Source organism: Aeromicrobium sp. JJY06 (assembly GCF_044069275.1).
GTDB classification, from domain to species: Bacteria; Actinomycetota; Actinomycetes; order Propionibacteriales; family Nocardioidaceae; genus Aeromicrobium; species Aeromicrobium tamlense.
In genome coordinates this window covers 1,134,394-1,157,618 of record NZ_JBIMRD010000001.1, presented here as the reverse complement: position 1 = coordinate 1,157,618, position 23,225 = coordinate 1,134,394, and the positions used below count along the sequence as shown (strand labels likewise).

At 71.6% G+C, this 23,225-nt stretch carries 25 protein-coding genes; 10 read left to right on the top strand and 15 right to left on the bottom strand.

Annotation, left to right across the window (positions count from 1 at the left end; all coding sequences use genetic code 11):
* Position 1 precedes the first annotated feature (1 nt).
* Both ACGWYL_RS05855 and ACGWYL_RS05850 read left to right on the top strand, forming a co-directional pair.
* The gene (locus tag ACGWYL_RS05855; RefSeq protein WP_395486662.1) at positions 2-550 is read left to right on the top strand and encodes a hypothetical protein; all 549 of its coding nucleotides are present in this window, start codon (positions 2-4) and stop codon (positions 548-550) included.
* The gene (locus ACGWYL_RS05850) at positions 547-1,278 is read left to right on the top strand and encodes a glycosyltransferase (protein ID WP_395486661.1); all 732 of its coding nucleotides are present in this window, start codon (positions 547-549) and stop codon (positions 1,276-1,278) included. The genes ACGWYL_RS05855 and ACGWYL_RS05850 overlap by 4 nt, the downstream gene beginning before the upstream one ends.
* Here the strand turns inward: ACGWYL_RS05850 and ACGWYL_RS05845 are convergent.
* From ACGWYL_RS05845 to idi, 7 genes are read right to left on the bottom strand one after another with little or no spacing between them, the layout of a single operon-like run.
* Positions 1,271-2,146: a prenyltransferase gene (locus tag ACGWYL_RS05845; RefSeq protein WP_395486660.1), complete on the bottom strand. Its 876-nt coding sequence runs from the start codon at positions 2,144-2,146 to the stop codon at positions 1,271-1,273. The genes ACGWYL_RS05850 and ACGWYL_RS05845 overlap by 8 nt on opposite strands.
* Positions 2,143-2,466 carry a lycopene cyclase domain-containing protein gene (locus ACGWYL_RS05840; RefSeq protein WP_179427402.1) on the bottom strand — a complete coding sequence of 108 codons (324 nt, stop codon included), beginning with the start codon at positions 2,464-2,466 and terminating at the stop codon, positions 2,143-2,145. The genes ACGWYL_RS05845 and ACGWYL_RS05840 overlap by 4 nt, the downstream gene beginning before the upstream one ends.
* Positions 2,463-2,789 (bottom strand): lycopene cyclase domain-containing protein, encoded by a 327-nt coding sequence (locus tag ACGWYL_RS05835; protein WP_395486659.1) that lies wholly within the window; start codon positions 2,787-2,789, stop codon positions 2,463-2,465. The genes ACGWYL_RS05840 and ACGWYL_RS05835 overlap by 4 nt, the downstream gene beginning before the upstream one ends.
* Positions 2,786-4,381: a phytoene desaturase family protein gene (gene crtI, locus ACGWYL_RS05830; protein WP_395486658.1), complete on the bottom strand. Its 1,596-nt coding sequence runs from the start codon at positions 4,379-4,381 to the stop codon at positions 2,786-2,788. Before crtI ends, ACGWYL_RS05835 begins: the two co-directional genes overlap by 4 nt.
* Positions 4,381-5,283, bottom strand: coding sequence for a phytoene/squalene synthase family protein (locus ACGWYL_RS05825; protein ID WP_395486657.1), 903 nt, complete (start codon positions 5,281-5,283; stop codon positions 4,381-4,383). Before ACGWYL_RS05825 ends, crtI begins: the two co-directional genes overlap by 1 nt.
* Positions 5,280-6,332 carry a polyprenyl synthetase family protein gene (locus ACGWYL_RS05820; protein WP_395486656.1) on the bottom strand — a complete coding sequence of 351 codons (1,053 nt, stop codon included), beginning with the start codon at positions 6,330-6,332 and terminating at the stop codon, positions 5,280-5,282. Before ACGWYL_RS05820 ends, ACGWYL_RS05825 begins: the two co-directional genes overlap by 4 nt.
* Positions 6,329-6,928, bottom strand: coding sequence for an isopentenyl-diphosphate Delta-isomerase (gene idi, locus ACGWYL_RS05815; RefSeq protein ID WP_269307079.1), 600 nt, complete (start codon positions 6,926-6,928; stop codon positions 6,329-6,331). Before idi ends, ACGWYL_RS05820 begins: the two co-directional genes overlap by 4 nt.
* A gap of 141 nt (positions 6,929-7,069) precedes the next feature.
* On the opposite strand from idi, the gene ACGWYL_RS05810 reads away from it, so the two are divergent.
* Positions 7,070-7,597 carry a MarR family winged helix-turn-helix transcriptional regulator gene (locus ACGWYL_RS05810; protein ID WP_179427412.1) on the top strand — a complete coding sequence of 176 codons (528 nt, stop codon included), beginning with the start codon at positions 7,070-7,072 and terminating at the stop codon, positions 7,595-7,597.
* A gap of 139 nt (positions 7,598-7,736) precedes the next feature.
* On the opposite strand, the gene ACGWYL_RS05805 is transcribed toward ACGWYL_RS05810, so the two are convergent.
* The 4 genes from ACGWYL_RS05805 to ACGWYL_RS05790 form a co-directional block, all read right to left on the bottom strand.
* Positions 7,737-8,657, bottom strand: coding sequence for an LLM class F420-dependent oxidoreductase (locus ACGWYL_RS05805; protein WP_395486655.1), 921 nt, complete (start codon positions 8,655-8,657; stop codon positions 7,737-7,739).
* Positions 8,657-9,289, bottom strand: coding sequence for a hypothetical protein (locus tag ACGWYL_RS05800; RefSeq protein WP_395486654.1), 633 nt, complete (start codon positions 9,287-9,289; stop codon positions 8,657-8,659). Before ACGWYL_RS05800 ends, ACGWYL_RS05805 begins: the two co-directional genes overlap by 1 nt.
* A gap of 62 nt (positions 9,290-9,351) precedes the next feature.
* Positions 9,352-10,209 carry an oxygenase MpaB family protein gene (locus ACGWYL_RS05795; RefSeq protein WP_269304401.1) on the bottom strand — a complete coding sequence of 286 codons (858 nt, stop codon included), beginning with the start codon at positions 10,207-10,209 and terminating at the stop codon, positions 9,352-9,354.
* Positions 10,210-10,357: 148 nt separating this feature from the next.
* Positions 10,358-10,840 carry a universal stress protein gene (locus tag ACGWYL_RS05790; protein ID WP_179427420.1) on the bottom strand — a complete coding sequence of 161 codons (483 nt, stop codon included), beginning with the start codon at positions 10,838-10,840 and terminating at the stop codon, positions 10,358-10,360.
* A gap of 113 nt (positions 10,841-10,953) precedes the next feature.
* On the opposite strand from ACGWYL_RS05790, the gene ACGWYL_RS05785 reads away from it, so the two are divergent.
* Positions 10,954-12,105, top strand: a complete 1,152-nt coding sequence (locus ACGWYL_RS05785) for a GAF domain-containing protein (RefSeq protein ID WP_395486653.1) — start codon at positions 10,954-10,956, stop codon at positions 12,103-12,105.
* Positions 12,106-12,114: 9 nt separating this feature from the next.
* Positions 12,115-12,738, top strand: a complete 624-nt coding sequence (locus tag ACGWYL_RS05780; protein ID WP_317628250.1) for a response regulator transcription factor — start codon at positions 12,115-12,117, stop codon at positions 12,736-12,738.
* Positions 12,739-12,765: 27 nt separating this feature from the next.
* Here ACGWYL_RS05780 and ACGWYL_RS05775 read toward each other — a convergent pair whose 3' ends face one another.
* The 3 genes from ACGWYL_RS05775 to ACGWYL_RS05765 all read right to left on the bottom strand — a co-directional run bounded on the left by ACGWYL_RS05775 (position 12,766) and on the right by ACGWYL_RS05765 (position 18,175).
* Entirely contained in the window at positions 12,766-15,444 is a 2,679-nt protein-coding gene (locus ACGWYL_RS05775) for a dipeptide ABC transporter ATP-binding protein (protein WP_395486652.1), read from the bottom strand.
* Positions 15,444-16,526, bottom strand: a complete 1,083-nt coding sequence (locus tag ACGWYL_RS05770; RefSeq protein WP_269304390.1) for an ABC transporter permease — start codon at positions 16,524-16,526, stop codon at positions 15,444-15,446. Before ACGWYL_RS05770 ends, ACGWYL_RS05775 begins: the two co-directional genes overlap by 1 nt.
* Before the next feature lie 74 nt (positions 16,527-16,600).
* On the bottom strand, positions 16,601-18,175 hold the full coding sequence (locus ACGWYL_RS05765; RefSeq protein WP_269304388.1) for an ABC transporter substrate-binding protein: 1,575 nt from the start codon (positions 18,173-18,175) through the stop codon (positions 16,601-16,603).
* Between the two features lie 165 nt (positions 18,176-18,340).
* Between ACGWYL_RS05765 and glyA the strand changes: the two genes are divergently transcribed.
* Genes glyA through ACGWYL_RS05750 form a run of 3 tightly spaced genes read left to right on the top strand, consistent with a single transcriptional unit; the run spans position 18,341 to position 20,703 of the window.
* Positions 18,341-19,618, top strand: coding sequence for a serine hydroxymethyltransferase (glyA, locus tag ACGWYL_RS05760; RefSeq protein ID WP_269304386.1), 1,278 nt, complete (start codon positions 18,341-18,343; stop codon positions 19,616-19,618).
* Entirely contained in the window at positions 19,615-20,352 is a 738-nt protein-coding gene (locus ACGWYL_RS05755; RefSeq protein WP_395486651.1) for an SURF1 family protein, read from the top strand. The genes glyA and ACGWYL_RS05755 overlap by 4 nt, the downstream gene beginning before the upstream one ends.
* 9 nt (positions 20,353-20,361) lie before the next feature.
* The gene (locus tag ACGWYL_RS05750; protein ID WP_395486650.1) at positions 20,362-20,703 is read left to right on the top strand and encodes a DUF3817 domain-containing protein; all 342 of its coding nucleotides are present in this window, start codon (positions 20,362-20,364) and stop codon (positions 20,701-20,703) included.
* 111 nt (positions 20,704-20,814) lie between these two features.
* Here the strand turns inward: ACGWYL_RS05750 and ACGWYL_RS05745 are convergent, their stop codons facing one another.
* Entirely contained in the window at positions 20,815-21,588 is a 774-nt protein-coding gene (locus tag ACGWYL_RS05745) for an enoyl-CoA hydratase/isomerase family protein (RefSeq protein WP_395486649.1), read from the bottom strand.
* 173 nt (positions 21,589-21,761) lie between these two features.
* Between ACGWYL_RS05745 and ACGWYL_RS05740 the strand changes: the two genes are divergently transcribed.
* Positions 21,762-22,292, top strand: a complete 531-nt coding sequence (locus ACGWYL_RS05740; protein WP_269304375.1) for a peptidylprolyl isomerase — start codon at positions 21,762-21,764, stop codon at positions 22,290-22,292.
* Positions 22,289-23,161, top strand: a complete 873-nt coding sequence (locus ACGWYL_RS05735; RefSeq protein ID WP_395486648.1) for a rhomboid family intramembrane serine protease — start codon at positions 22,289-22,291, stop codon at positions 23,159-23,161. Before ACGWYL_RS05740 ends, ACGWYL_RS05735 begins: the two co-directional genes overlap by 4 nt.
* Positions 23,162-23,225: the final 64 nt, after the last annotated feature.

Sequence of the window (23,225 nt, the reverse complement as noted above, 5' to 3'; positions counted from 1 at the left end):
AATGCCGCTGATCGCCCCTGACGCCCTGCGCGCGGCGGGCATCGTGAGCGTCGTCGCGGCGACGATCGAGGGCGGCTGGATGGGGTTCGCCCTGTTCTTCCTCGTGCTCGGCGGCCTGTTCATCCCGCGGGCGATCGGCACCGGCCCCGCGCTCGACGTCGCCTACTGCGGCACCCTCCTGCTCGGCGGCTGGGCAGCGCAGCTCGACTGGTACCTCGCGGTCCCGGAGCTCGACATCGTGGTCCACGCCGCGGCCACCGGCCTCATCGCCGCGCTCACGTGGCAGGTCCTGGTCAAGGTCGGCGCGCTGCCGGCCCACGACGACCCGCGCATCGCGCGACCCCGTCTCGGCGCGTTCATCGTCACGATCACCACCGCCGTCGCCCTCGCCGTCGTGTGGGAGTTCCTCGAGTGGATGGGCCACACGTGGCTCGACGACCGCATCCAGGTGGGCTACGACGACACCGTCGGCGACCTGGCCGCCGGCGCCATCGGGGCGGTCGTCGCGGCACTCGTCGTCAGCCGCACCTCCGCCGCGGAGCCGCGATGACAGCGCCCACCGTCTCGGTCGTCATCCCCGTCCACGACGACGCCGCCGAGCTGGCTGAGTGCCTGCGCCTCCTGGCGGCCCAGACCGTCACACCGCTCGAGGTCGTCGTGGTCGACAACGCGAGCGCCGACGACTCGGCTGCCGTCGCCGAGGCCGCGGGAGCCCGCGTGGTCCCCGAGCCGCGCCTGGGGATCCCGCCCGCCGCGGCCATCGGCTACGACGCCGCCCGCGGCGAGGTGATCGCGCGGCTCGACGCCGACTCGCGGCCCGGCCCGGACTGGGTCGCGCAGGTCACTCGCGCGATGGCCGATCGCCGCGTCGACGCGGTCACCGGCGCCGGCTACTTCCACGACCTCCCGCCCGTCCTGCGGCAGATCGCCACGGTGGTCTACCTCGGCGCCTATTACGTGCTGACCTACCTCGCGCTCGCTCATCACCCGTTGTGGGGATCGAGCATGGCCGTCCGCCGCACCACGTGGGAGCGGGTGCGCGACCGGGTGCACCGGTTCGACGACGTCCACGACGACATGGACCTCGCCTTCGTGCTGGGACCGGAGTCCGTCATCCGCTACGACCGTTCGCTGCGGCTGGCGGTGTCGGGCCGCTCGGTGCGCGGCCGCGCCCAGCTGGCGCGCCGGATGGACCGCGCCGTCACCACCCTGCGGCTCAACTGGGCCGAGCGACCGCCGTGGGTGCGCTGGCAGGACCGCTTCCGCGCCGTCAGGTGAGGGTGATCCAGATCAGCAGTTGCGTGACGAGGAAGCCGGTCAGGAAGTTCAGCCACAGGAAGCGCCGCCACGCGACGTTGGCCTCCTCGCAGGTGGCGTCGGTGATCGAGCGGTACGGCCAGATGTTCGCCACGTACGGCAGCACCAGCAGCGCGGCCAGCGTGCCGGGCCACGGCAGCAGCAGCAGGCAGACGCCGCCGAGCAGGTAGGCGCCGAGCGCGAACCACGTGGTGTTGCGGGCGCCCAGCGCCGTGCCGATCGAGCCGATGCCCGCGGCGCGGTCGGCCATGACGTCCTGCACCGCGCCGAACGCGTGCGAGCCGATGCCCCACGCGAAGAACCCGAGGAGCGCGGCCACGACGGGCACGGTGACCTCGACGTCACTGCCGCGGGCCGCGGCCAGGGCGAGGCCGAAGACCGCAGGGCTCACGAAGTGCGTGCTCGAGGTGATCGAGTCCAGGAACGGCCGCTCCTTGAACCGCAGCACCGGCGCCGAGTACGCGATGACCGCGAAGATGCTGATCGCCAGCACGAGGTTCGAGACCGCCGAGCCCATCGCGGCGAGGACGACCACGAACGGCACGTTCGTGACCACGGACGACCAGATCGTCAGCCGGTGCGCGCGCCGGTCGAGCACGATCCCCTCGACCCCGCCTTTGCGCGGGTTGCGCAGGTCCGACTCGTAGTCGAAGACGTCGTTGATTCCGTACATCATCAGGTTGTAGGGGATGAGGAACCAGATGCAGCCGATCCAGAACGCCGCGTCGAGCCCGCCGTCGGCGAGCAGGTACGCCGCGCCGAACGGGAACGCCGTGTTGATCCAGGACAGCGGGCGCGACGAGGCCAGGACCTGCCCGGCGCGACTCACGACCTGTCCTCGGCCGGCTCGCGCGCAGGCGCCAGGAGCAGCAGCAGCGAGGAGACGAGGATCGTGGCGGCGATCGGCCACGCGAAGTCCTCGATCGGGGCCAGCCCGACGTGGATCCCGGTGAGCGACTCCTCGTCGAAGCGGAACAGGTCGGCGGCGATCATGATGCTGTCGAAGACCGCGGTCAGCACGACCAGCGCGAGCGCCGTGAGCCCGGTGGCGGCCCACCAGCGCCGGTCGGGGCGGCGCCTCACCACGGCGACGGCCAGCACCGGCACGGTGACGGCCGTGAACACGGCGGCCAGTCCGAGGTACGTCATCGCGCGGCTCCCTCGCGGGCGAGGACTCGCGTGAACAGGCCGTGCAGCACGCCCGTGACGTAGCAGAGGAACGCGATGAAGAAGAGCTCCTCGAGCGGCAGCTCGCGCGCGACCTCGACGCCCGTCATCGCCGGCGACTCGCCGCGGCTGTAGACCTCGAGCTGGATGGCCACGAGGTCCCACACCAGGAAGAACACGAACCCGATGGCCAGGACGACCAGCGCTCGGCGCGGCCACCGGAACAGGAACAGCCGCCAGCGGTGATCGACCAGACCCATGCAGAAGCCCGCCCCGACGACCGAGGCGAGGTAGAGCCAGCTCACGCGTCCACCGTAGTGCCGGTGGGCTCCGCGATCGGGCCGGCCGACCGGTCGCCACGCAGGCGCTTCAGCACGAGCTCGGCGCTGATGAGGCACATCGGCAGGCCGATGCCCGGGATCGTGCTGGATCCGGCGTACAGGAGGCCGTCCACGTGACGCGACGCGTTGCGGGCGCGGAGGAAGGCGCTCTGTCGCAGCGTGTGCGCGGGCCCGAGCGCGCCGCCCGACCACGCGTTGAGGTCGGCGGCGAAGTCGCCGGGGCCGACGGTCCGGCGGACCTTGATGCGCGAGGCCAGGTCGGGAACGCCAGCCCAAGCGGAGATCTGTGCGATGGCGGCGTCCGCGGTCTTCTCGATCACGGGGTCGCCCGCGCCGTCGATGCCGCCGCGCCCGAGTCCGACGTCGGCCGGGACGGGCACGAGGACGAACACGTTCTCGTCACCCGGGGGCGCGACCGTGGGGTCGGTGGCCGACGGCTTGCAGACGTAGGAGGACGCCGGGTCGGGCACGCGGCCGGGCCGCCCGAGGACGTCGTCGAAGTTCGAGGCCCAGTCCTGCGTGAAGAACATGGTGTGGTGGGCCAACTGCGGCAGCTCGCCCTCCACGCCGAGGTACGCGAGCACGGCTCCGGGGCCGGGGTCGCGGCGGCGCCACCAGGACTCGGGGTAGGTGCGCAGGTGCTCGGGCAGCAGCCGCGTCTCGAGGTGGTGCAGATCGGCCGCGCCGACGACGACGTCGGCGCCGATCCACTCGATGCGCTCCGCGGTGCGGAACGTGACGCCCTCGACGCGCGCCCGCGCACCCGGCACGAAGGGCAGTCGGTCGGTCGCCACGGTGTCGATGCCGATGACGGTGGCGCCGGTGTGGATCCGCACCCCGCGCGCCCGCGCGAGGGCGGCGATCGCGTCGATCAGCGTGGAGAAGCCGCCCTGGGGGTAGAGCACCCCGCCGGCAAGGTCCATGCCGCTCATCAGGTGGTACATGCTCGGCGCCCGCGACGGGGACGAGCCGAGGAAGACCGCGGGATAGCCCAGGATCTGGCGCAGCCGGACGTCGTCGAATCGTGAGGCGACGTGCGACTCCAGCGACCGGCCGAGCAGGCCCGCCAGCTGCGGCGCCCGGCGCAGCACGTCGGCATGCGCGAGGTTCGCCGGTCGGTCGAAGCTCGTGTAGAGGAAGTGGTCCACCGCCATCGCGAGCGCGTCGTCGGCCGAGTCCAGGTACTGCTCGAGGCGCTGCCCGGCGCCCGGTTCGATCGCGTCGAACAGGGCTACGTTCCGGGCGCGCGTGGTGAGCACGTCGACCGGATCGGCGTGGCCCTCGAAGAAGACGCGGTACGCCGGATCGAGCTGCACGAGATCGAGCTGCTCCGCGGCTGAGGTGCCGAGCAGGCGGAAGAAGTGGTCGAAGACCTCGGGCATCAGGTACCAGGAGGGCCCGGTGTCGAACCGGAAGCCGTCCTGCTCCCACGTTCCGGCGCGCCCACCGACCTCGTCGCGCTGCTCCAGCAGGTCGACCGACCAGCCGTCGGCGGCGAGCAGTGCGGCGGTGGCGAGCCCCGAGATCCCGCCGCCGATGACCGTGACGCGCCCCATCAGACGCCCACCGTGACGGCGCGCGCGACGACCCGGGCCTTGACCGGCCCGGGCACGCGGATGCGCTCGGACCGGATCCGCTCGGGCGAGGCGTGGCGCAGCCGGCGCGAGAGCTCGGCGAACAGTGCGTGCGCGGCGGCCACCGCCCGGCGGCTGCCGGCAGGCAGCTGGGGGATCACGGCCGCGGCGGCCGCGAGGTCGGCGTCGATGTCGTCCAGCAGGCGGTCGCGCATGGCCACGTCGAAGTGCTCCGGGTCGAGGCCGGGCACGTAGCTGCGGCCGAGGTTGTCGCGATCGTCGCCGAGGTCGCGCAGGAAGTTCACCTTCTGGAAGGCGGCGCCGAGCCGTCGCGCGCCCGGGGCCAGCGCCTCGTACGCGCCGTTGACGTCGGGCTGGTCGAGCAGGAAGGCCTTGAGGCACATGAGCCCGACGACCTCGGCCGAGCCGTAGACGTAGGTCGCGAAGCTGGCCTTGTCGTGCTCGGTCCGGAACAGGTCGGTGCGCATCGAGTCGAAGAACGGGTCCACGAGGTCGGTGCCGATCCCGCAGGCGCGGGCGGTACGCGCGAAGGCGTGCACGACGAGGTTCGCGCTGTGCCCCGTGCGCATCGCCTCGTGGACCTCGGCCTGGAGCGAGTCGAGCAGGCGCAGCTGCTGGTCGTGGTCGCCCTCGGGCCGCGGTGCGTCGACGATCTCGTCGGCCACCCGCACGAGCGCGTAGATGTTGCAGACGCGCGTGCGCACGGGCTCGGCGAGCAGCCGCGACGCCAGCGAGAACGAGGTGGAGTACCGCTTGATGACCAGCGCGGCGGCGTCCTCGGCCACCTCGTCGTACAGCGCGTAGGCCTCGGTGGCGGCGGTGGAGCCGGACTTCCCGTGGTCGTCCGGGTGCAGGACGCTCATGCCGCCCCGACCTGGGCGGCCCGCGTGAGCGCCGTGGGCGTCATCCGCCACGCCTGCTCGACCAGCGGTTCGAGCAGCGAGCACTCGAGACCGAGCGAGCGCGCGTGCTCGCGGGCGACGGTCAGGTGGCCCTCGGCGAGGTCCTCGATGTGGTGGCGCGAGCCGCACTCCTGGAGCGCCTCGCGCACGGCGGACGCCGCGGCCTCCGTGAGCTCGGGGTCGCCCAGGTGAGGGGCGATCCTGGCCCACGCGTCGGTCTGGGAGGCATGCACCATGAGCGGCGTGCGCTTGCCCTCGCGCAGGTCGCCGAGCGGGTCCTTGCCGGTCTCGGCGGGGTCGCCGAAGATCGCCATCACGTCGTCGTGCAGCTGGAACGCGATGCCGAGGCACCGACCGATCTCGCCCAGCGCGCGGACCGCGGCGTCGTCGGCGCCCGCCAGCACGGCTCCGGCCTGCAGCGGCAGCACGAACGAGTAGACCGCGGTCTTGTGCTCCGTGACCGCGATGGCCTCCTCGGCGCCCGGCATCTCGGGGCTGAGGGCGAGCCGCACGTCGGCCAGCTCGCCCGCTGCCGACGCGTGCAGCGTGGCGTCGAGGAGGTCGAGCAGGCGGTGCGTGGTGGCAGCGTCCGCGCCGCACGTGGCCACGGCGCGGATCGCGGCGGCGAGCGCGAGGTCGCCGGCGAGGATCGCACCGGCGCGGGAGTAGGTGTCGCGGTCGTCGGGCGCGGTGCCCAGCTCGGCCGCGTCGCTGCGGAACAGCCCCGGCACGCTCGAGCGTCCTCGGCGGGTGTCGTCGTTGTCGATCACGTCGTCGTGGATGACGAAGGCCGTGTGCAGCAGCTCGGTGGCGGCGGCCACGGCATCGACCACCGGCTCGGGCTGTTCGCCGTCGAACGCGGCATGGACGGTGGTGACGAGCCAGGGCCGGAATCGCTTGCCGCCCGAGCTGCCGAGGTCGAGGGCGTCGAGCAGAGCCGCGTGGTCGCGGGCGAGGCCGGGCACCCGGGCGGAGTGCAGCAGCGAGTCGAGCTCGGACTGGAGGGTCATGGGCGGGTCTCCGTCTCGTCCGGTGCCAGCACGTGCCACGCGTCGGCCTCCTCCATCGCCGCGGCCTGCTCCACGAGCCACGGGCTGAGCGCCCACGGCGCCACCCGCACGGTCTCGCGCAGGTCGGACACGTCGACCCAGCGGTGCTCCTCGACCTCGTCGGGGTGCGGCTCGACGTCATCGCTGGTGCGGGCCACGAACACGGGGCAGACCTCGTTCTCCACCACGCCGGAGGCGTCGACCGCACGGTAGGCGAAGTCGGGCAGGACGGGACGGATCGCCTCGGGCTCGAGCCCCAGCTCGCCGCGCCCGTGCCGGCTCACCGCGTCGACGAGGTCCTCGCCGGGTCGCGGGTGGCCGCAGAAGGAGTTGGTCCAGACGCCGGGCCACGAGCGCTTGCCCAAGGCGCGTCGGGTGAGCAGCACGCGGCCCTTTCCGTCCACCAGATAGCAGGAGAACGCGAGGTGCAAGGGGGTGTCGGTTCCGTGCACGCCGTGGCGCGGAGCGGTGCCGATGGGCTGGTGGTCGTCGTCCAGCAGGACGACCAGATCGTCGGGGTCGTCGTGGGGGAGGCGGTCGGGCAGGTCCGCGCGCACGGCAGCGGCCGAGGCAGCGGCATCCACTGCACCGGGCGAGAGATCGAGCACGGGTTCCACGGTTCCTCCTGGGGACACTTGAAACCGTATTGCTAAGCAGTCTAGATATCAACTTGTAGAAATAAGGGATAGAGTCGTGCCGTGCCCCTGACTCCACGTACCCCAGTGGCGCCCGCCTACACCGACGACGAGCGCGGCCTGCTGCGTGCGGTGCGCGAGCTCGTCCGCGCGGATCGCGAGATGCGGAACCGCCTCAGCGACTCGATGCGCGTCAACCCCACCGACCTCCGCTCGCTGCGCCACGTCATCCGGACCGTCGAGCAGGCCGAGGCCGGGGTCGTGCAGGGGGCGCTCCCGGGAGTCACGCCGCGCCGCCTGGCGGACCATCTCGGCATCAGCACCGCCGCGGTCACCACGCTCGTCGATCGACTGGTCGCCTCGGGGCACCTCGAGCGGACGCCGCACCCCACCGACCGCCGCTCGGTGCTCCTCGTGCCCACCGAGCAGGCCCGCCGCGAGATGTCGGCGCACCTGGCCGACATGCACGACCGGATGAAGGCGATCGCGGCGAAGGTGCCGCACGACGCGCGGCCGGCGATCATCGACTTCCTGCAGGCCCTGACGTGGGAGATGGAGCGCGGGACGCTGGAGGTCGGACCGCCGTCCTGAGGATGAGTTGTCCCCACGTGGGGACAATGCTGTGGGTAAATCACACCGGTGTCATTCGCCCTGCCCAAGGGCCAGAACGACGAGGCACCCGGCCGCCGCAGCGGTCCGGGTGCCTCGTCGTCTCGGAGCTCTCGAGCGATCACACGTGGGGCATGATCTCCTCGGCCACGAGCGCCAGGTGGTCCAGATCGGACAGGTCGAGCACCTGCAGGTAGATCCGCTCGGTGCCGGCCTCGGCGAACGCGCCGATCCGGTCGACGATCTCGGCGGGGGTGCCGGCCAGGCCGTTCTCCCGCAGCTCGTCGACGTCGCGACCGATCGCCGCGGCGCGGCGCGCGATCTCGGCCTCGTCCGCGCCCGCGCACACCACGAGCGCATTGGACCAGGCCAGCGTCGACGGATCGCGCTCGGCCTTCTCGCAGGCCTCGCGGACCCGCGTGAACAGCGTGCGCGTCTCCTCCACCGAGACGAACGGCACGTTGAACTCGTCCGCGAACCGGGCGGCGAGCGCCGGAGTGCGGCGCTTGCCCTTGCCGCCGACGATCACCGGGATCCGCTCCTGCGCCGGCTTGGGGAGGGCCGGCGAGTCGCTGATCGTGTAGTGCTCACCGTCGAACGAGTACGAGCCGGTGGTGTCCGCCCACAGACCCGTGATGACCTCGAGCTGCTCCTCCAGGCGGTCGAAGCGCTCCGGGGTGTCGGGGAACCCGATCCCGTACGCGCGGTGCTCGGCGTCGAACCAGCCCGCGCCGAGGCCGAACTCCACGCGGCCCCGGCTCATCTGGTCGACGCCGGCCACCGTCACCGCGAGCGGTCCGGGCAGCCGGAACGTCGCGCTCGTGACCAGCGTGCCGAGCCGGATCGTGGACGTCTCGCGGGCGAGACCCGCCAGCGTGGTCCACGCGTCGGTCGGTCCGGGCAGGCCGTCGCCGCCCATCGCGAGGTAGTGGTCCGAGCGGAAGAAGGCGTCGAAGCCGAGCCGCTCGGCCTCCTGCGCGACCGCGAGGAGGTCGTCGTACGAGGCGCCCTGCTGGGGCTCGGTGAAGATCCTCAGCCGCATCAGGCGCGCGAGTCCGGGTCGTCGGTGCCGAGCGGGTTCGGGGACGCGAGGTCATCGGAGCCGGCCTCGTCGATGTCGAACGGCGCCTTCTCGTCGGCCTTGCTCGCGTCGGCGCGCAGGCCCTCCGAGCTGGTGCTGTAGGCGAGCGACGTGGCGTCGGCCTGGGGCGCCGCGGAGTCCTCCGAGCCGGTGTCGGAGGTCGACGTGGTGCCGGAGGGCGTGCTCGTGGTCGGCGTGGCGGAGCCGAAGGTGGCGGCGGCGACGGTGGCCGGGCCCGGGGCGGGCGTCGGCGTGGCCTGGCTCGGCGACGAGTCGTCGTCCTTCGAGAAGTCGGCGGCGGTCTTGACCTTCTCGGTCGCGGTGTCGGACGCGTCCTTGGCCTTGCCGGCCACGTCCTTGGCCTTCTCCGCGACGGTACCCGAGACGTCCTTCGCGGTCTCGGCGACGCGGTGGCCGGCCTCGGACGCGGCGGCCTTGGCGGTGTCCTGGGCCTTGTGGGCGGTCGTCTGCACCGGCTCGGTGTGCCACACCTTCTCGGCCTGGCGCTTGATCTGCTCGTAGCGGCCGCGGCCGGCGCGGGTTCCGAGGACGTATCCGACGGCAGCGGCCGTCAGCAGCGCAAGCTTCTTCACGAGGAATCACTCCTAGGTGTCGGGTGGGGACTCGTCCATTGTGTCGTGCTTCGGTCCGATCCTCATGTCGTGGAACGCGCGGGCGGGGCCATCGCCCAGCCGATCGCGCGGGTGACGGCGACGCCGCCGGCACGCACCGCGGTCGCCTCGGTCACCGGCAGCCACGGGAGTCCCAGGGGCCGCCGGGCGAAGCGCGGCAGCAGTCCCACCGCGGCCGCGGCGAGCATCCCGTACGGGGCGCGAACCGTCCACGGAACGGGCGGGTGGATCAGCATGAACCGGGCGGCCGCGCGGGCGGCGGGCGTGCTCTCGAGCTCGGGTCGGTAGGCCCGGAGCGTCTCACGCAGCTGCTCGACGTCCTCGGGCACGTCGGTGGCGCCGAGCAGGCGTGCGGTGACCGCGGCCTGGGCCACGTAGCGGTCGCGCTCGGCCGGGGTCAGCGGTGTGGAGCCGTAGCGGTCGTGCGCCCGCAGGAAGGAGTCGATCTCGGCGACGTGCACCCAGCGCAGCAGGTGCGGGTCGGACGCGGCGTAGGGCCGGCCGTCGGGCGCGGTGCCGGTGACGCGCTCGTGGATGCCCCGCACGGCGGCGATCGTGCGGTCGGCGTGCTCGATCGTGCCGAAGGTGGTCATCGCGATGAAGCCGCTCGTGCGCTGCAGCCGTCCCCACGGGTCGCCGCGGAAGCCCGAGTGCTGGTCGACGCCGGCCATCGCGAGGGGGTGCAGCGACTGGAGCAGCAGTGCGCGGATCCCGCCGACGAACATCGAGGCGTCACCGTGGACGCGCCACACGGGGTCGCCCGGCGCGAACCGCCGGGGGCCGGGCGTGCCGTGGATGCGGTCGCGACGGCCCTCGCCCTCGGGTCCGGCCACGCGGGCGAAGATCGCCGCACCAGCCTGGCCACGGACGCGCTCGATCATGACGCCAACGTAGCCCCGGCGGCGTGGGGTCGCCGCCGGGACTGCGGGTGGGAGGGCCTCCGGGGATCGAGGCCTCCGGGTCGGCCGGCGCCCGAGAAGAGGAGCGCGGGCCGGGAGGGCGGCCGCTGGTGCGGCCGGCCGCCGTGACTCAGTGCTCGACGAGCTCGTCTGCCGACTCCACGTCGACGGTCTCCGCCGTGGAGGTGGTCGGCACGGCGACGACGACGCACTGCGCGTGGGTGAGGCAGTAGTGGCTCACCGAGCCGAACAGGACCCGGCTGATGCCGGTGTGCACGCGGGTCCCGACGACGAGCATGGCCGCGTCGCGGGAGGCGTCGACGAGGGTCGGCCCGGGGGCACCCTGCACGACGTCGATGCGGCGGGGACGGCCCTGCGCGTCCTCCGCGCCGATCGTGTCGGCCACCCAGCGGGCGGCGTTCGACCGGGCATCGGTCTCGTAGGCCAGCCACGGCACCTCGGCGCCGGCCATCGCAACGGCCGCGTCGATCTGCCAGACGTGCACGATCTTGAGGTCGGCGCCGCGCAGCTCCGCCTCACGGGCGGCCCAGCTCAGGGCGGCCGTTCCGGCGGGGGTCTCGTCGACACCGACGACGATGGTGTTGGTGCTCATGGACTCGTTCCTTTCTGACACCTCCATCGTGCCGCGCGCGCCGGCGCCGGGGCAGGGCCGAAGGTCACGAGTTCTCGGGACCTCGGGCCCGTCGCCCTCGGTACGGTGAGCGCGTGGACGAACAGGACCGGAAGCGCTGGGAGCACATCGTCGAGGCGGCCGTCGCGGTCACGTCCGACCTCGATCTCGACAGCCTGCTGGCCCGCATCATCGAGCTGGCCCGCGACCTGACGGGCGCCCGCTACGGCGCCCTCGGTGTCCTCGGGAGCGACCCGGAGGAGGGCCTCGTCGAGTTCCTGACGCAGGGCATCGACGACGAGACAGCCGCCGAGATCGGCGCCCTGCCGCGCGGCGCCGGAGTGCTCGGGGTGGTCCTGCGGGACGGCGTGCCGCTGCGGCTCGACGACGTCGCCTCGCACCCGGACTCGGTCGGCTTCCCGCCCCACCACCCGCCGATGGGCGCCTTCCTCGGCGTCCCGATCCGGATCGACGGCCGCGTGTTCGGCGACCTCTACCTGACCGAGAAGGCGGGCGGCTTCAGCGAGGACGACGAGCGGCTGGTCACCGGCCTGGCCGCCGTCGCGGGCACCGCCATCGCGAACGCGCGACTGTTCGACGAGCTCGCCGGCACGCGTGCCGAGCTGGCGCGGATGGCCGTGGTGGAGGACCGCAACCGCATCGCGCGCGACCTGCACGACCTCGTCATCGGGCGCCTGTTCGCGGTGGGCCTGTCGCTCGACCGGATCGCCCGTCACGTGGACGAGCCCTGGGCCGGCCGGGCCTCGCAGGCCGTGGACGACGTCGACCGCGCCATCGCCGACCTGCGCGGCGCGATCTTCGCCCTCGGCTCGGACGCCGCCACCGACGAGGCGCGGCTGGTCCGGCTGCTCAAGGCCACCGCGGCGCCGCTGGGCTTCGCGCCGTCGATCGACATCGAGGGCGACCTCGGCCTGCTCGACATCGGCCGGCGCAGTGACGTGCACGCCGTGATGAACGAGGCGCTGGCCAACGTCATCAGGCACGCGAGCGCGACCTCGGTGCGGCTGCACCTCGTCGTCGCGCCCGAGGGCGTCGTCGCGACGATCACCGACGACGGCATCGGGATGGCAGACCAGCAGCCCGCGAGCGGTCTGGCCAACCTCCGAGAGCGCGCCGAGCGGTCGGGCGGATCCCTGCTGATCGAGCCAGGTCCGGGCGGTCGCGGCACGCGGGTGACGTGGCGGGTCCCGCTCGAGAGCACCGAGCCCGCGGTCGACCTTCCGTAGGCTGACCCCGTGAGCGAACCCATCCGCGTCTTCCTGCTGGACGACCACGAGGTCGTGCGGCGCGGCGTCGGCGACCTGCTCGAGGACTCGGGCGCCATCACGGTGGTCGGCCAGGCCGGCACCGTCGGCGAGGCCGCCACGCAGATCGAGAGCCTCCAGCCCGACGTCGCCGTCCTCGACGCGCGCCTGCCCGACGGCTCGGGCATCGAGCTGTGCCGCCGCGTGCGGATCATGGCGCCGCGCACCTCGGTGCTGATCCTGACCTCGTACGAGGACGACGAGGCGCTCTTCGACGCGATCATGGCGGGCGCCTCGGGATTCCTGCTCAAGCAGGTGCGCGGCAACGACCTGGTCGACGCGGTGCAGCGGGTCGCCGCCGGACAGTCGCTGCTCGACCCCGCCATGACCCGCGCGGTGCTCGACCGGCTGCGCCGCCAGGACGAGCCCGACCCGCTCGCCGAGCTCACCGCGCAGGAGCGCAAGGTCTTCGACGAGCTGCGCCTCGGCCGCTCCAACCGCGAGATCGCCGAGACCCTCTTCCTCTCGGAGAAGACGGTGAAGAACTACGTCTCCACCGTCCTGTCCAAGCTCGGCCTCGAGCGCCGCGCCCAGGTCGCCGCCTGGGATCGCTGAGACGGAAGACCCCGCTCGGTCCGGTCGTCAGGCCCCGGTGAGGAGGTCGCCGCGCTCGGCGCGACGACGGCGCTGCTCCACCGGGTCAGGCACGGGCACGGCCGCGATGAGGCTGCGCGTGTAGTCCTCGGTCGGCCGGCGCAGCACCTGGTCGCGGGGGCCGAGCTCCACCAGTCGCCCGCGCTGCATGACCGCCACCCGGTTCGCGAGCCGGTCCACCACGGCGAGGTCGTGCGTGATGAACAGGCACGCGAACTGCAGGCGCTGCTGCAGGTCGAGGAACAGCTCCAGCACGCGCGCCTGCACCGAGACGTCGAGCGCCGAGGTCGGCTCGTCCGCGATGAGCAGGTCGGGCTCGAGTGCCAGGGCGCGGGCCAGGCTGATGCGCTGGCGCTGACCACCCGAGAGCTCGTGCGGGTAGCGCTGGGCGAAGTCGCGCGGCAGCTCCACCGAGTCGAGCAGGCCCTGGACCTTCTCCCTCACCTGCGCGTCGGAGAGGTCGGTGTGCACCCGCAGCGGCTCGGCGATGCAGTCGAGGATCGACATCCGCGGGTTCAGCGACGAGGCCGGGTCCTGGAACACGAACCCGAACCGCTTGCGGAACGGCCGGAGCTCGGCGTCGCTCAGCCCCGAGATCTGCTCGCCGCCCACGCGCACGATGCCCGAAGTCGGCTGCTGCAGGCCCACGGCGGTGCGGCCCAGCGTGGACTTGCCCGATCCGGACTCGCCCACGAGACCGAGCACCTCTCCGCGGTGCACCTGCAGGCTCACGTGGTCGACGGCGCGGAAGGTGGGCTCGCCCCAGCCGCCCGGGAACTCCACCACGATGTCCTCGAGGTCGAGCACGACGGGCGCGTTCTCCAGCGGCGCCGGGCCCGTCTCGCCCTCGACGACCTTCGGCCGGCCGAGGTGAGGGACCGACTCCAGCAGCGCCCGCGTGTACGGGTGCTCCGGCGCGGAGAACAGCCGGTCGACCGGTGCCTGCTCGACGATCTTGCCGCGGTACATGACCACGACGCGGTCGGCGATGTCGGCGACGACGCCCATGTTGTGCGTGATCAGCACGATCGCGGTGCCCAGCCGGTTCCGCAGGTCCAGCAGCAGCTCGAGGATCGCGGCCTGCACCGTCACGTCGAGGGCCGTGGTGGGCTCGTCGGCGACGATCACGTCGGGCTCGCAGGCGATCGCGATCGCGATGACCACGCGCTGCTTCTGCCCGCCGGACAGCTGGTGCGGGTAGTAGTCGACGCGCCGCTCGGGGTCGGGGAGGCCGACCAGCTCGAGCAGCTCGATCGCACGCTTCTTCGCCTCCGACTTGCTGGTCTCGCGGTGGGCGCGGATCGCCTCGATGATCTGCCAGCCCACGGTGCGCACGGGGTCGAGCGCGGTCGAGGGCTCCTGGAACACCATGGAGATCTCGTCGCCGCGGATCGGCCGCAGCGCCTGCGGGCTCATGCCGATGAGCTCGCGCTCGCCGTCGCCACCCGTGCGCAGGACCGCCGAGCCATCGACCTTGGCCGTGCCGGGCAGCAGACCCATGACGGCACGCGAGGTGACCGACTTGCCCGAGCCGGACTCGCCGACCACGGCGACGACCTCGCCCGGCTCGACGTCGAAGCCGACGCCGTCCACCGCGACCACGCGTCCTGCGTCCGTGCCGAAGCTGACGCGGAGGTCGGACAGCGACAGGACCGCCGTCCGGTGGGGCGGCTCCGCGCCGGCGGAGGTCCCGGCCAGGTCGTCGCCCAGCTCGGGCGCGGCCGAGACGTCCTCGGCCAGCTCGACCTCGAGCTCGCCCTCGGCCTTGTCGGCGGCGCGGGTGCGCAGCAGCGGGTTGGTGATGTCGTTGAGGCTCTCGCCGAGCAGCGTCACCCCGAGGACGACCAGCACGATCGCCAGGCCCGGGTAGAGGCCCGTCCACCAGATGTCGTTGGTCGCGTCGGGCATCGCCTTGTTGAGGTCGTAGCCCCACTCGGCCGCGGCCGACGGCTCGATGCCGAAGCCCAGGAAGCCCAGGGCCGCGAGGGTCAGGATGGCCTCCGACGCGTTCAGGGTGGCGATGACCGGCAGCGTCTGCGCGACGTTGGACAGGATGTGGCGGAACAGGACCCGCGGGGTGCGCACGCCCACGACCTTCGCGGCGTCGACGTACGGCTCGGTCTTCACCGAGACGGTCGCGTTGCGGATCACGCGGTAGTACTGCGGGATGAAGATGACGGTGATCGAGATCGCCGCCGACGCGATGCCGCCGAGCGCGCCGCTCGAGCCGCCCGAGACCACGATCGACACGACGATCGCCAGCAGCAGCGACGGGAACGAGTACAGCGCGTCCATGATCAGCACGAGCGTCTTGTCGAGCCAGCCGCCCAGGTAGCCCGAGACGAGGCCGAGCGGCACGCCGATCACGCTCGAGACGATCACGGCCAGGACGATGACCTCCATCGCCGTGCGGGCGCCGTAGACCACGCGCGACAGCACGTCGGCGCCGCCGACTGTGGTGCCGAACAGGTGGTCGGCGCTCGGCGGCTGCTGCGTGCCGAACAGGACGCCGTCGTCGCCGCGCACCTGGTTGAAGTCGTAGGGCGCGATCCACGGCGCGAAGATCGCGAGCACGAGGAAGAACAGGATCAGCCCGACGCCGAGCAGCAGCATGAACCGCTGCAGGCCGTGGGACTGCTGGATGACGGAGCGACCGGGGTAGCGCATCAGAACCTCACTCGGGGGTCGACGAGCGCCACGATGGCGTCGATGAGGAAGCTCGCGATGCACACGATGAACGCGATCGCGGTGACGATGCCCTGCACCGCGAGGAAGTCGCGCCGGATCAGGTACTGCGCCAGCTCGTAGCCGATGCCCTTCCACTCGAACGTGGTCTCGGTCAGCACCGCGCCACCCAGCAGGATCGCGATCTGCATGCCCATCACCGTCACGACGGGGACGAGCGCGTTGCGGAAGGCGTGCTTGCGCTCGACCTGCCGCTCCGAGACGCCGCGCGCGCGGGCCGCGGTGACGTAGTCCGCGCGCAGCGTCTGCAGCAGGTTCACCCGCACGAGGCGCAGGAAGATGCCGCCGGTGAGCAGGCCCAGGGCGATCGCCGGCAGCACGGCGTGCTGCAGGACGTCCCAGATGTACTCGGGCTCGCCCCACAGGATGGCGTCGATGATCATGATGTTCGTCTGCGGCTCGACCTTGGCGAGCGTCAGCTCGGTGGCCGTCGAGGCCCGGCCCGAGGTGGGCCAGCCGAACGGCGCGACGGCGAGCTTGAGCAGCAGGCCGACGAAGAAGACGGGAGCGGCGTAGGCGACGATCGCGAAGAGCCGCAGCAGCACGTCGGGCCCGCGGTCGCGGTGCCGCGCGGCGATGCGACCCAGCGGGATGCCCACTGAGAACGCCACGAGCAGCGCCCAGAACGTGAGCTCCAGCGTGGCCGCGCCGTTGACGATGAGGATGTCGGTGACCTCGCGGTTGTCCGTGAGGGTCGTGCCGAAGTCGCCGCGCAGGATGTTGCCGAGGTACTCGACGTACTGCACGAGGATCGGCCGGTCGAGGCCCGCCTCGGCCTTGCGCTCGGCAATCTGCTCGGGAGTGAGGCGGCCGCCCTGCGCCGCGGTGATCGGGTCGCCGATCACGCGCATCAGGAAGAACACGACGGTGACGAGCACCCACAGCATGGGGACGATGAGCGCCAGCCGGATCAACAGGTACCGCGCGAGCGGGCTGAGGCCGCCGCGGCGACCGGGGGGTTCGGCCGACGGTGTGTCGGCGGCGACGAGGACGTCTGTGGTCACGCTGCACTCCTCCTACGTGGAAGCGGGGCCCCGGCACGCGCTGGGCGTGCCGGGACCCCGGTTCCGGGTGTCCGTTACTTCGACAGTGCCGTGAACCGGAACTTGAACGACGGGTCGAGCGTGTCGCTCACGCCCTTCACGTCCTTGCCGGCGACGGCCACCTGGGCGCCCGTGAGCAGTGGCAGGATCGGGACCTGGTCGGCCACCATCTCCTGCGCCTTCGCGAGCGTCGCGTCACGCGAGGCCTCGTCGGCGTCCACGCGCTCGGCGTCGAGCAGCTTGGTCATCGCGTCGTCCTCGTAGTGCGACTGGAGGAAGTTGTTCGGCGCGAAGAACGGCGTCAGGTAGTTGTCGGGATCCGGGAAGTCCGGGAACCAGCCCAGCTGGAACGCCGGGTAGGCGTCCTTCACGCGCTCCTCGGAGTAGGTGTTCCACTCCGTCGACTGCAGGTTGACCGTGAACAGTCCGCCTTCCTCCAGCTGGCGCTTGACCGCCTGGTACTCCTGGTCGGAGCTGCCGCCGTAGTGGTCGGGGTTCCACTGGAGGTTGAGCTCGACGGGCGTCGAGACGCCGGCGTCGTCGAGGGTCTTCTTCGCGGCGGCCTGGTCGGGCGCGTCGCCGTACTTGTCCTTGAACGCCTCGGTGGCGCCCTTCTGGCCCTCGGGGACGGCCGAGTAGGCCGGCGTGTAGGTGCCCTTGTAGACCTCCGAGGCGATCTCCTCGCGGTTCACGAGGTAGGCCGCGGCCTGGCGGACGGCCTGCTTCTGCGCGTCGTCGTCGCCGGGCATCGTCTTGAGGTTGAACACGATGTAGCGGAGCTCGCCGCCGGGTCCGGTGTGGACCGTGACGTCGTCGGACTTCTTGAGGCTGTCGATGTCGGTCGGCGTCAGCGAGCGGTACGCGACGTCGATGTCGCCCTTCTCCACGTCGAGCTTGAGGTTGTTCGAGTCGGCGTAGTAGCGCATCGTCACGTCGGACTTGGCCTCGCCGTACGTGCCGTCGTAGTCCGGGTTGACCGTGAACTCGGCCAGCTCGTTCTTCTTGTACTCGCCGATCGTGTACGGACCGGAGAATGCGTTGGCCTCGACCGCGGCGTCGTCGTCCAGCAGGCCGTCGGCGGGGTACGTGTCCTCGTCGACGATCGGGCCGGCCGAGGTCACGAGCACCTGGGCGAAGGTCTGGTCGTTGGGCGCCTTGAGGGTGAACGCGACGGTCTTGTCGTCACGCGCCTCCACCGACTCCATCGCGCCGAGCAGCGAGGCCGGGCCGTTGGGGTCGTTGATGTCCACGACCCGCTTGAACGAGAAGGCCACGTCGGAGGCGGTCAGCTCGTTGCCGTTGGCGAACTTCAGTCCGTCCTTCATGGTGCAGACGTAGACCGTCGGCTCCTCGAAGTCGCACTTCTCGGCCGCGTCGGGGGTCAGCTCGGTGCTGCCCGCCGGGAAGTTGAGCAGGTACTGGTAGACCTGCGTCTGCACCGCCATGGAGCCGTTGTCGTACGAGCCGGCGGGGTCGATCGAGACCACCTTGTCGGTCGTGCCCACGATCAGGGCCGCATCGCTGTCGTCGTCGTTCTGTCCCGCTCCGCAGGCCGCCAGCACGGAGCCGGCCAGTGCCGCGGTCGCCAGGACGGTGACGCGTCGCCGCATCGAGTTCATCTGTTTCCTCCCCGGAGTTGTGTCCACCATCCGGACACTCGCTGCGACGCTACTCCCGTCGCGGAGTCGCGGCCATCCACAGGACGGTTGCGTTTTGGTTACGCTCCCGAGGGGCGCGCGGATCTGGGCTCGCGGAGCGGGCGATATCCTCGGACCATGAGCCACGACCAGCATCTCGCCGATTTCGATCCCGACATCGCCGCGCTCCTCGACGCCGAGCTGGTCCGCCAGCAGACGACGCTCGAGATGATCGCTTCGGAGAACTTCGCTCCCGTCGCCGCCCTCGAGGCGCAGGGCAGCGTGCTCACGAACAAGTACGCCGAGGGCTACCCCGGCAAGCGCTACTACGGCGGCTGCGAGTTCGTCGACCAGGTCGAGCAGCTGGCCATCGACCGGCTCAAGCAGCTCTTCGACGCGGACTACGCCAACGTGCAGCCCCACTCGGGCGCCTCGGCCAACGCCGCCGCCCTGCACGCCATCGCCACCGCGGGCGACACGATCCTGGGCCTCGACCTGGCCAACGGCGGTCACCTCACGCACGGCATGAAGCTCAACTTCTCCGGGCGCCTCTACAACCCGATCCCGTACCACGTGATCCCCGAGACCGGTCTGGTCGACATGGACGAGGTGCGCGCGCTCGCGATCGAGCACCGCCCCCGTGTCATCATCGCCGGCTGGTCGGCGTACCCCCGTCAGCTCGACTTCGCCGCGTTCCGCGCGATCGCCGATGAGGTCGACGCGATCCTGTGGGTCGACATGGCGCACTTCGCCGGCCTCGTGGCCACGGGCCTGCACCCCAGCCCGCTGCCGCACGCGCACATCGTCACCACCACCACGCACAAGACCCTCGGCGGCCCGCGTGGCGGCGCGATCCTCACGAACGACGAGACGATCGCCAAGAAGATGCGCTCGGCCGTGTTCCCCGGCCAGCAGGGCGGCCCGCTCGAGCACGTCATCGCCGCCAAGGCCGTGGCGTTCAAGATGGCGCTCCAGCCCGAGTTCGCCGAGCGTCAGCAGCGCACGATCGAGGGTGCGCGCATCCTCGCCGACCGCCTGCTCGCTGACGACGCGGTGGCCGCGGGCATCCAGGTCCTCAGCGGTGGCACCGACGTGCACCTCGTGCTCGTCGACCTGCGCAACTCCGAGCTCGACGGTCAGCAGGCCGAGGACCGCCTCCACGAGGTCGGCATCACGGTCAACCGCAACGCGGTCCCGAACGACCCGCGTCCCCCGATGGTGACCTCGGGTCTGCGCATCGGCACGCCGGCCCTGGCCACGCGTGGCTTCGGCGCCGACGAGTTCCGCGAGGTCGCCGAGATCATCGCCGCGGCGCTCCAGCCGGGCGAGGTCGACATCGAGGGTCTGCGCAAGCGCACCCACGTGCTCGCCGAGCGCTTCCCGCTCTACCCCGGCCTCAAGCCGTTCACGTCGTGAACGACCGGCCGGGGGTGGGTGCGTGGTTCCGCCCGGCCGTCCTCGGCCTGCACCTGTTCGCCATCGCGGCGATCGGGTTCTGCCTGTTCATGGGTACGTGGCAGCTCGGCGCGTACGACCAGCGGCAGGAGGACGAGCGCGCCGAGCAGGGTGAGACCGCCGCGGCGGTCCCCCTCGAGTCGGTGTGGGCACCCGGAGACGTCTTCACCACCGACCAGGACCAGCGCCCGGTCACGGTGACCGGCACGTTCCGTCCCGCGGCCGAGCAGCTCTGGGTCACCGACCGCGAACAGGGTGGTGCCACCGGCGTGTGGCTGCTGGCGCCCGTCACGGTGGGAGACGCCCAGCTGATGGTCGTGCGCGGCTGGGCGCCCGAGGCCCCCGCGACGTTCCCCGACGTCCCGATCGGCGAGGTCTCGTTCGAGGCCGTGCTGCAGCCGGGCGAGGAGTCCGCCTCCGGCTGGGACCCCGCCGCGCGCACGATCGGATCGGTCCGCATCCCCACGCTGCTCAACGAGCTCGGCTACGCGGACCTGTGGTCGGGCTTCGCGATCTCCACCGACCCGGCCGTGGCCGGCGGCCTCGACGTGGCCGAGGTCCCGGAGGCCGACGTGTCGTGGACCGCCGGCGGCCGCAACCTCGGATACGGCCTGCAATGGTGGGTCTTCGCGGCCTTCGCGCTGTTCATGTGGTGGCGCATGGCGCGTGAGATGGTGCTTGGCCGAGATCGATAGGCTGGGGCGGTGAACGACCGACTTCTGCGCGCCTACCAGGTCATGGCGACCATCGTGGGACTCAACCTCCTCATCGTGATGGCCGGCTTCCTGGGCAAGATCGCCACCGACGAGGGCTCGTGGTGGAACCGCCACCAGGACACCTTCCTGGTGATCGACCAGCTGCACGGCTTCCTCTTCATGGTGCTGATCGTCCTGGTCGCCCGCCTGACCCTGCGCGAGAAGTGGTCGTGGGGCTACATGCTCAGCGTCATCGTCCTGGCGTGCATCCCGCTCGTGTCGTTCTGGTCCGAGCGCCGCACCACCCACCGCGTGCACGCCGCGCAGGCCTCCGCGCCCGCCACCGCCTGACCCGCCCCGGGGAGCGGTGAGTGGTCAACCGCATCCGACCTCGATGCGGTTGACACGCCACCGCTGACCCCTGGGAAGGGTTGGCAGCTCACCGCCCCCGCAGGAGCCGGCTCACCGCCCGACGAACGTGGCGTTCCCGGGGCCGTCGGCGAGGAAGGAGGCCATGCCGTGCTGGAGGTCCTCGGTGTCGAAGAGCTCGGCGGCGATCTCGGTGGTGCGGGCGATGGAGCCCGGGACGCCGGAGGCCTCGAACTCGCGCAGGATCTGCTTCGCGGCGCCGAACGCGCGGGTCGGGCCGGAGGCCAGGTCGGCGGCGAAGGCCGCGACGCCGGCGTCGAGCTCGTCGGGAGCGAAGACCCGGTTGACCACGTTCCAGCGCTCGAGCGTGGCGGCGTCGAACGGCGCGCCCGTGAACACGAACTCCTTGGCGCGCGCGACGCCCGCACGGCCGGCGAGCCGCTGCGTTCCGCCCATGGTCGGCGTCAGCCCGATGACCCGCTCGACGAGGCCGAACTTCGCCCTCTCCGAGGCCAGCAGCACGTCGCACGCCAGCGCGACCTCGAACGCCCACGTCAGCGTCAGGCCGTGCGCGACGAAGATCGTGGGAACGTCCAGCGCCGCGAACCGCTCGGGCAGCTCGATCATCCGGTCGTAGAGCTCGCGCGTGGCGGCCTTGGTGGTGCGGGCGTGGAACTGCGCCACGTCGACGCCGCCGGACACGAGCTTGCCCTCGGCGCGCACCACCAGCACGCGGGGCGGCTCGGCCTCCACGCGATCCAGGGCCGCGTCGAACTCATCGTGGAACTCCAGCGAGTACAGGTTCACGGGCGGGGCGGAGAAGGTGAGCGTTGTCACACCACCCTCGGAGTGCAGGTCGACGGTCACCGATCGATCCTCGGATCGTAGGAGCCGCCGCGCTCGGCGGTGGCCTTGCGGACGACCACGACGGCCGCCGCGGCAGCGATCAGGAGCAACACCAGTCTCGACATGCCCCCACGCTAGCGGGAGACGTTCGGCGTCTCGTGCAAGGATGGAACCAACCCCTGAAAGGACGTGAAGTGCCCACCATCGCCACGCTCCACACCAACCGTGGAGACATCAAGATCGAGCTGTTCGACCACCAGGCACCCAAGACGGTGGCGAACTTCGTCGGCTTGGCCGAGGGCACCAAGGAATGGGTCGACCCCGCCACCGGCTCGGTGTCGACGAAGCCCTTCTACGACGGCCTCACGTTCCACCGGGTGATCTCCAACTTCATGCTGCAGGGCGGCGACCCGCTCGGCGACGGCCGCGGTGGCCCGGGCTACGAGTTCGACGACGAGTTCCACCCCGAGCTCCAGTTCGACCGTCCCTACCTGCTCGCCATGGCCAACGCGGGCACCAAGCCCAACGGCGCCGGCACGAACGGCTCGCAGTTCTTCATCACGGTCGCGAAGACCGACTGGCTCAACCGGAAGCACTCGATCTTCGGTGAGGTCAAGGACGCCGACAGCCGCGCTGTCGTCGACGCGATCGCCGCGGTCGAGACCGATCGCTTCGATCGTCCGACCCAGCCCGTCGTGATCGAGTCCGTCACCATCGAGAAGTGACCGACCAGAACGCCGGCCAGACCTGCTACCGCCATCCGGGTCGGCCTGCGTTCATCCAGTGCCAGCGCTGCTCGCGCTACATCTGTCCTGAGGACATGCGCGAGGCCAGCGTCGGCTTCCAGTGCCCCGAGTGCGTGAAGCAGGGGCAGGCGTCGGTGCGTCAGCCGCGCACGCTGGCCGGAGGCGCCATCTCCACCAACGCCGGCGCGGTCACGATGGTGATCATCGCTCTCAACGTCGCGGCCCAGCTGATCGTCATGGTCACCGGCGGCACGAGCGGCCGCTTCTTCCAGGACGGCGCGATGCTGGGCCTGGGCGTCTACGACGGCGAGGTCCACGGCGTCGCCCACGGCGAGTACTGGCGTCTCGTGACCGCGGCCTTCCTGCACGGCGGACTGCTGCACCTCGCGTTCAACATGTACGCGCTGTACCTGTTCGGCCCGTTCGTCGAGCACACCCTCGGGCGCGTCCGGTTCATTCTCACGTACCTGACGCTCGCCGTGGGCTCGTCGGTGCTGGTCTACCTGCTCACCGACTTCCGCACCCTGACGATCGGCGCCTCCGGTGCCGTCTTCGGCCTGTTCGGACTGGCGCTGGTCTTCCTCGTGCGCACGCGCCAGAACATCACCGGCATGCTCGTCCTGCTGGCGATCAACGGCCTGATCAGCCTGCAGTCGGGCATCAGCTGGCAGGGCCACCTCGGCGGCTTCCTCACCGGCCTCGTGCTCGGTCTGGTGTTCGCCTATGCGCCGCGGGAGCGCCGCATGCTCGTGCAGGTCGCGACGTTCGTGGTGCTCTGGGCGGCCTTCGTCGCCGCCGTGTTCTGGCGCACGAGCGACCTCGCCGGGCGCTTCATGATCCTCAGCTGAAGCGCCCGCGTCCACACCTTGTCCACAGCTGTGTGCACAGCCTGTGGGGAATCACAGGAGTGTG

What these genes read in the sequence shown, in the direction of transcription:
- ACGWYL_RS05855 (WP_395486662.1), top strand. Translation starts at nt 2, where the DNA reads ATGCCGCTGATCGCCCCTGACGCCCTGCGCGCGGCGGGCATCGTGAGC.
- ACGWYL_RS05850 (WP_395486661.1), top strand. Translation starts at nt 547, where the DNA reads ATGACAGCGCCCACCGTCTCGGTCGTCATCCCCGTCCACGACGACGCC.
- ACGWYL_RS05840 (WP_179427402.1), bottom strand. Translation starts at nt 2,466, where the DNA reads ATGACGTACCTCGGACTGGCCGCCGTGTTCACGGCCGTCACCGTGCCG.
- crtI (WP_395486658.1), bottom strand. Translation starts at nt 4,381, where the DNA reads ATGGGGCGCGTCACGGTCATCGGCGGCGGGATCTCGGGGCTCGCCACC.
- ACGWYL_RS05825 (WP_395486657.1), bottom strand. Translation starts at nt 5,283, where the DNA reads ATGAGCGTCCTGCACCCGGACGACCACGGGAAGTCCGGCTCCACCGCC.
- ACGWYL_RS05820 (WP_395486656.1), bottom strand. Translation starts at nt 6,332, where the DNA reads ATGACCCTCCAGTCCGAGCTCGACTCGCTGCTGCACTCCGCCCGGGTG.
- ACGWYL_RS05805 (WP_395486655.1), bottom strand. Translation starts at nt 8,657, where the DNA reads ATGCGGCTGAGGATCTTCACCGAGCCCCAGCAGGGCGCCTCGTACGAC.
- ACGWYL_RS05795 (WP_269304401.1), bottom strand. Translation starts at nt 10,209, where the DNA reads ATGATCGAGCGCGTCCGTGGCCAGGCTGGTGCGGCGATCTTCGCCCGC.
- ACGWYL_RS05790 (WP_179427420.1), bottom strand. Translation starts at nt 10,840, where the DNA reads ATGAGCACCAACACCATCGTCGTCGGTGTCGACGAGACCCCCGCCGGA.
- ACGWYL_RS05775 (WP_395486652.1), bottom strand. Translation starts at nt 15,444, where the DNA reads ATGCGCTACCCCGGTCGCTCCGTCATCCAGCAGTCCCACGGCCTGCAG.
- ACGWYL_RS05765 (WP_269304388.1), bottom strand. Translation starts at nt 18,175, where the DNA reads ATGCGGCGACGCGTCACCGTCCTGGCGACCGCGGCACTGGCCGGCTCC.
- glyA (WP_269304386.1), top strand. Translation starts at nt 18,341, where the DNA reads ATGAGCCACGACCAGCATCTCGCCGATTTCGATCCCGACATCGCCGCG.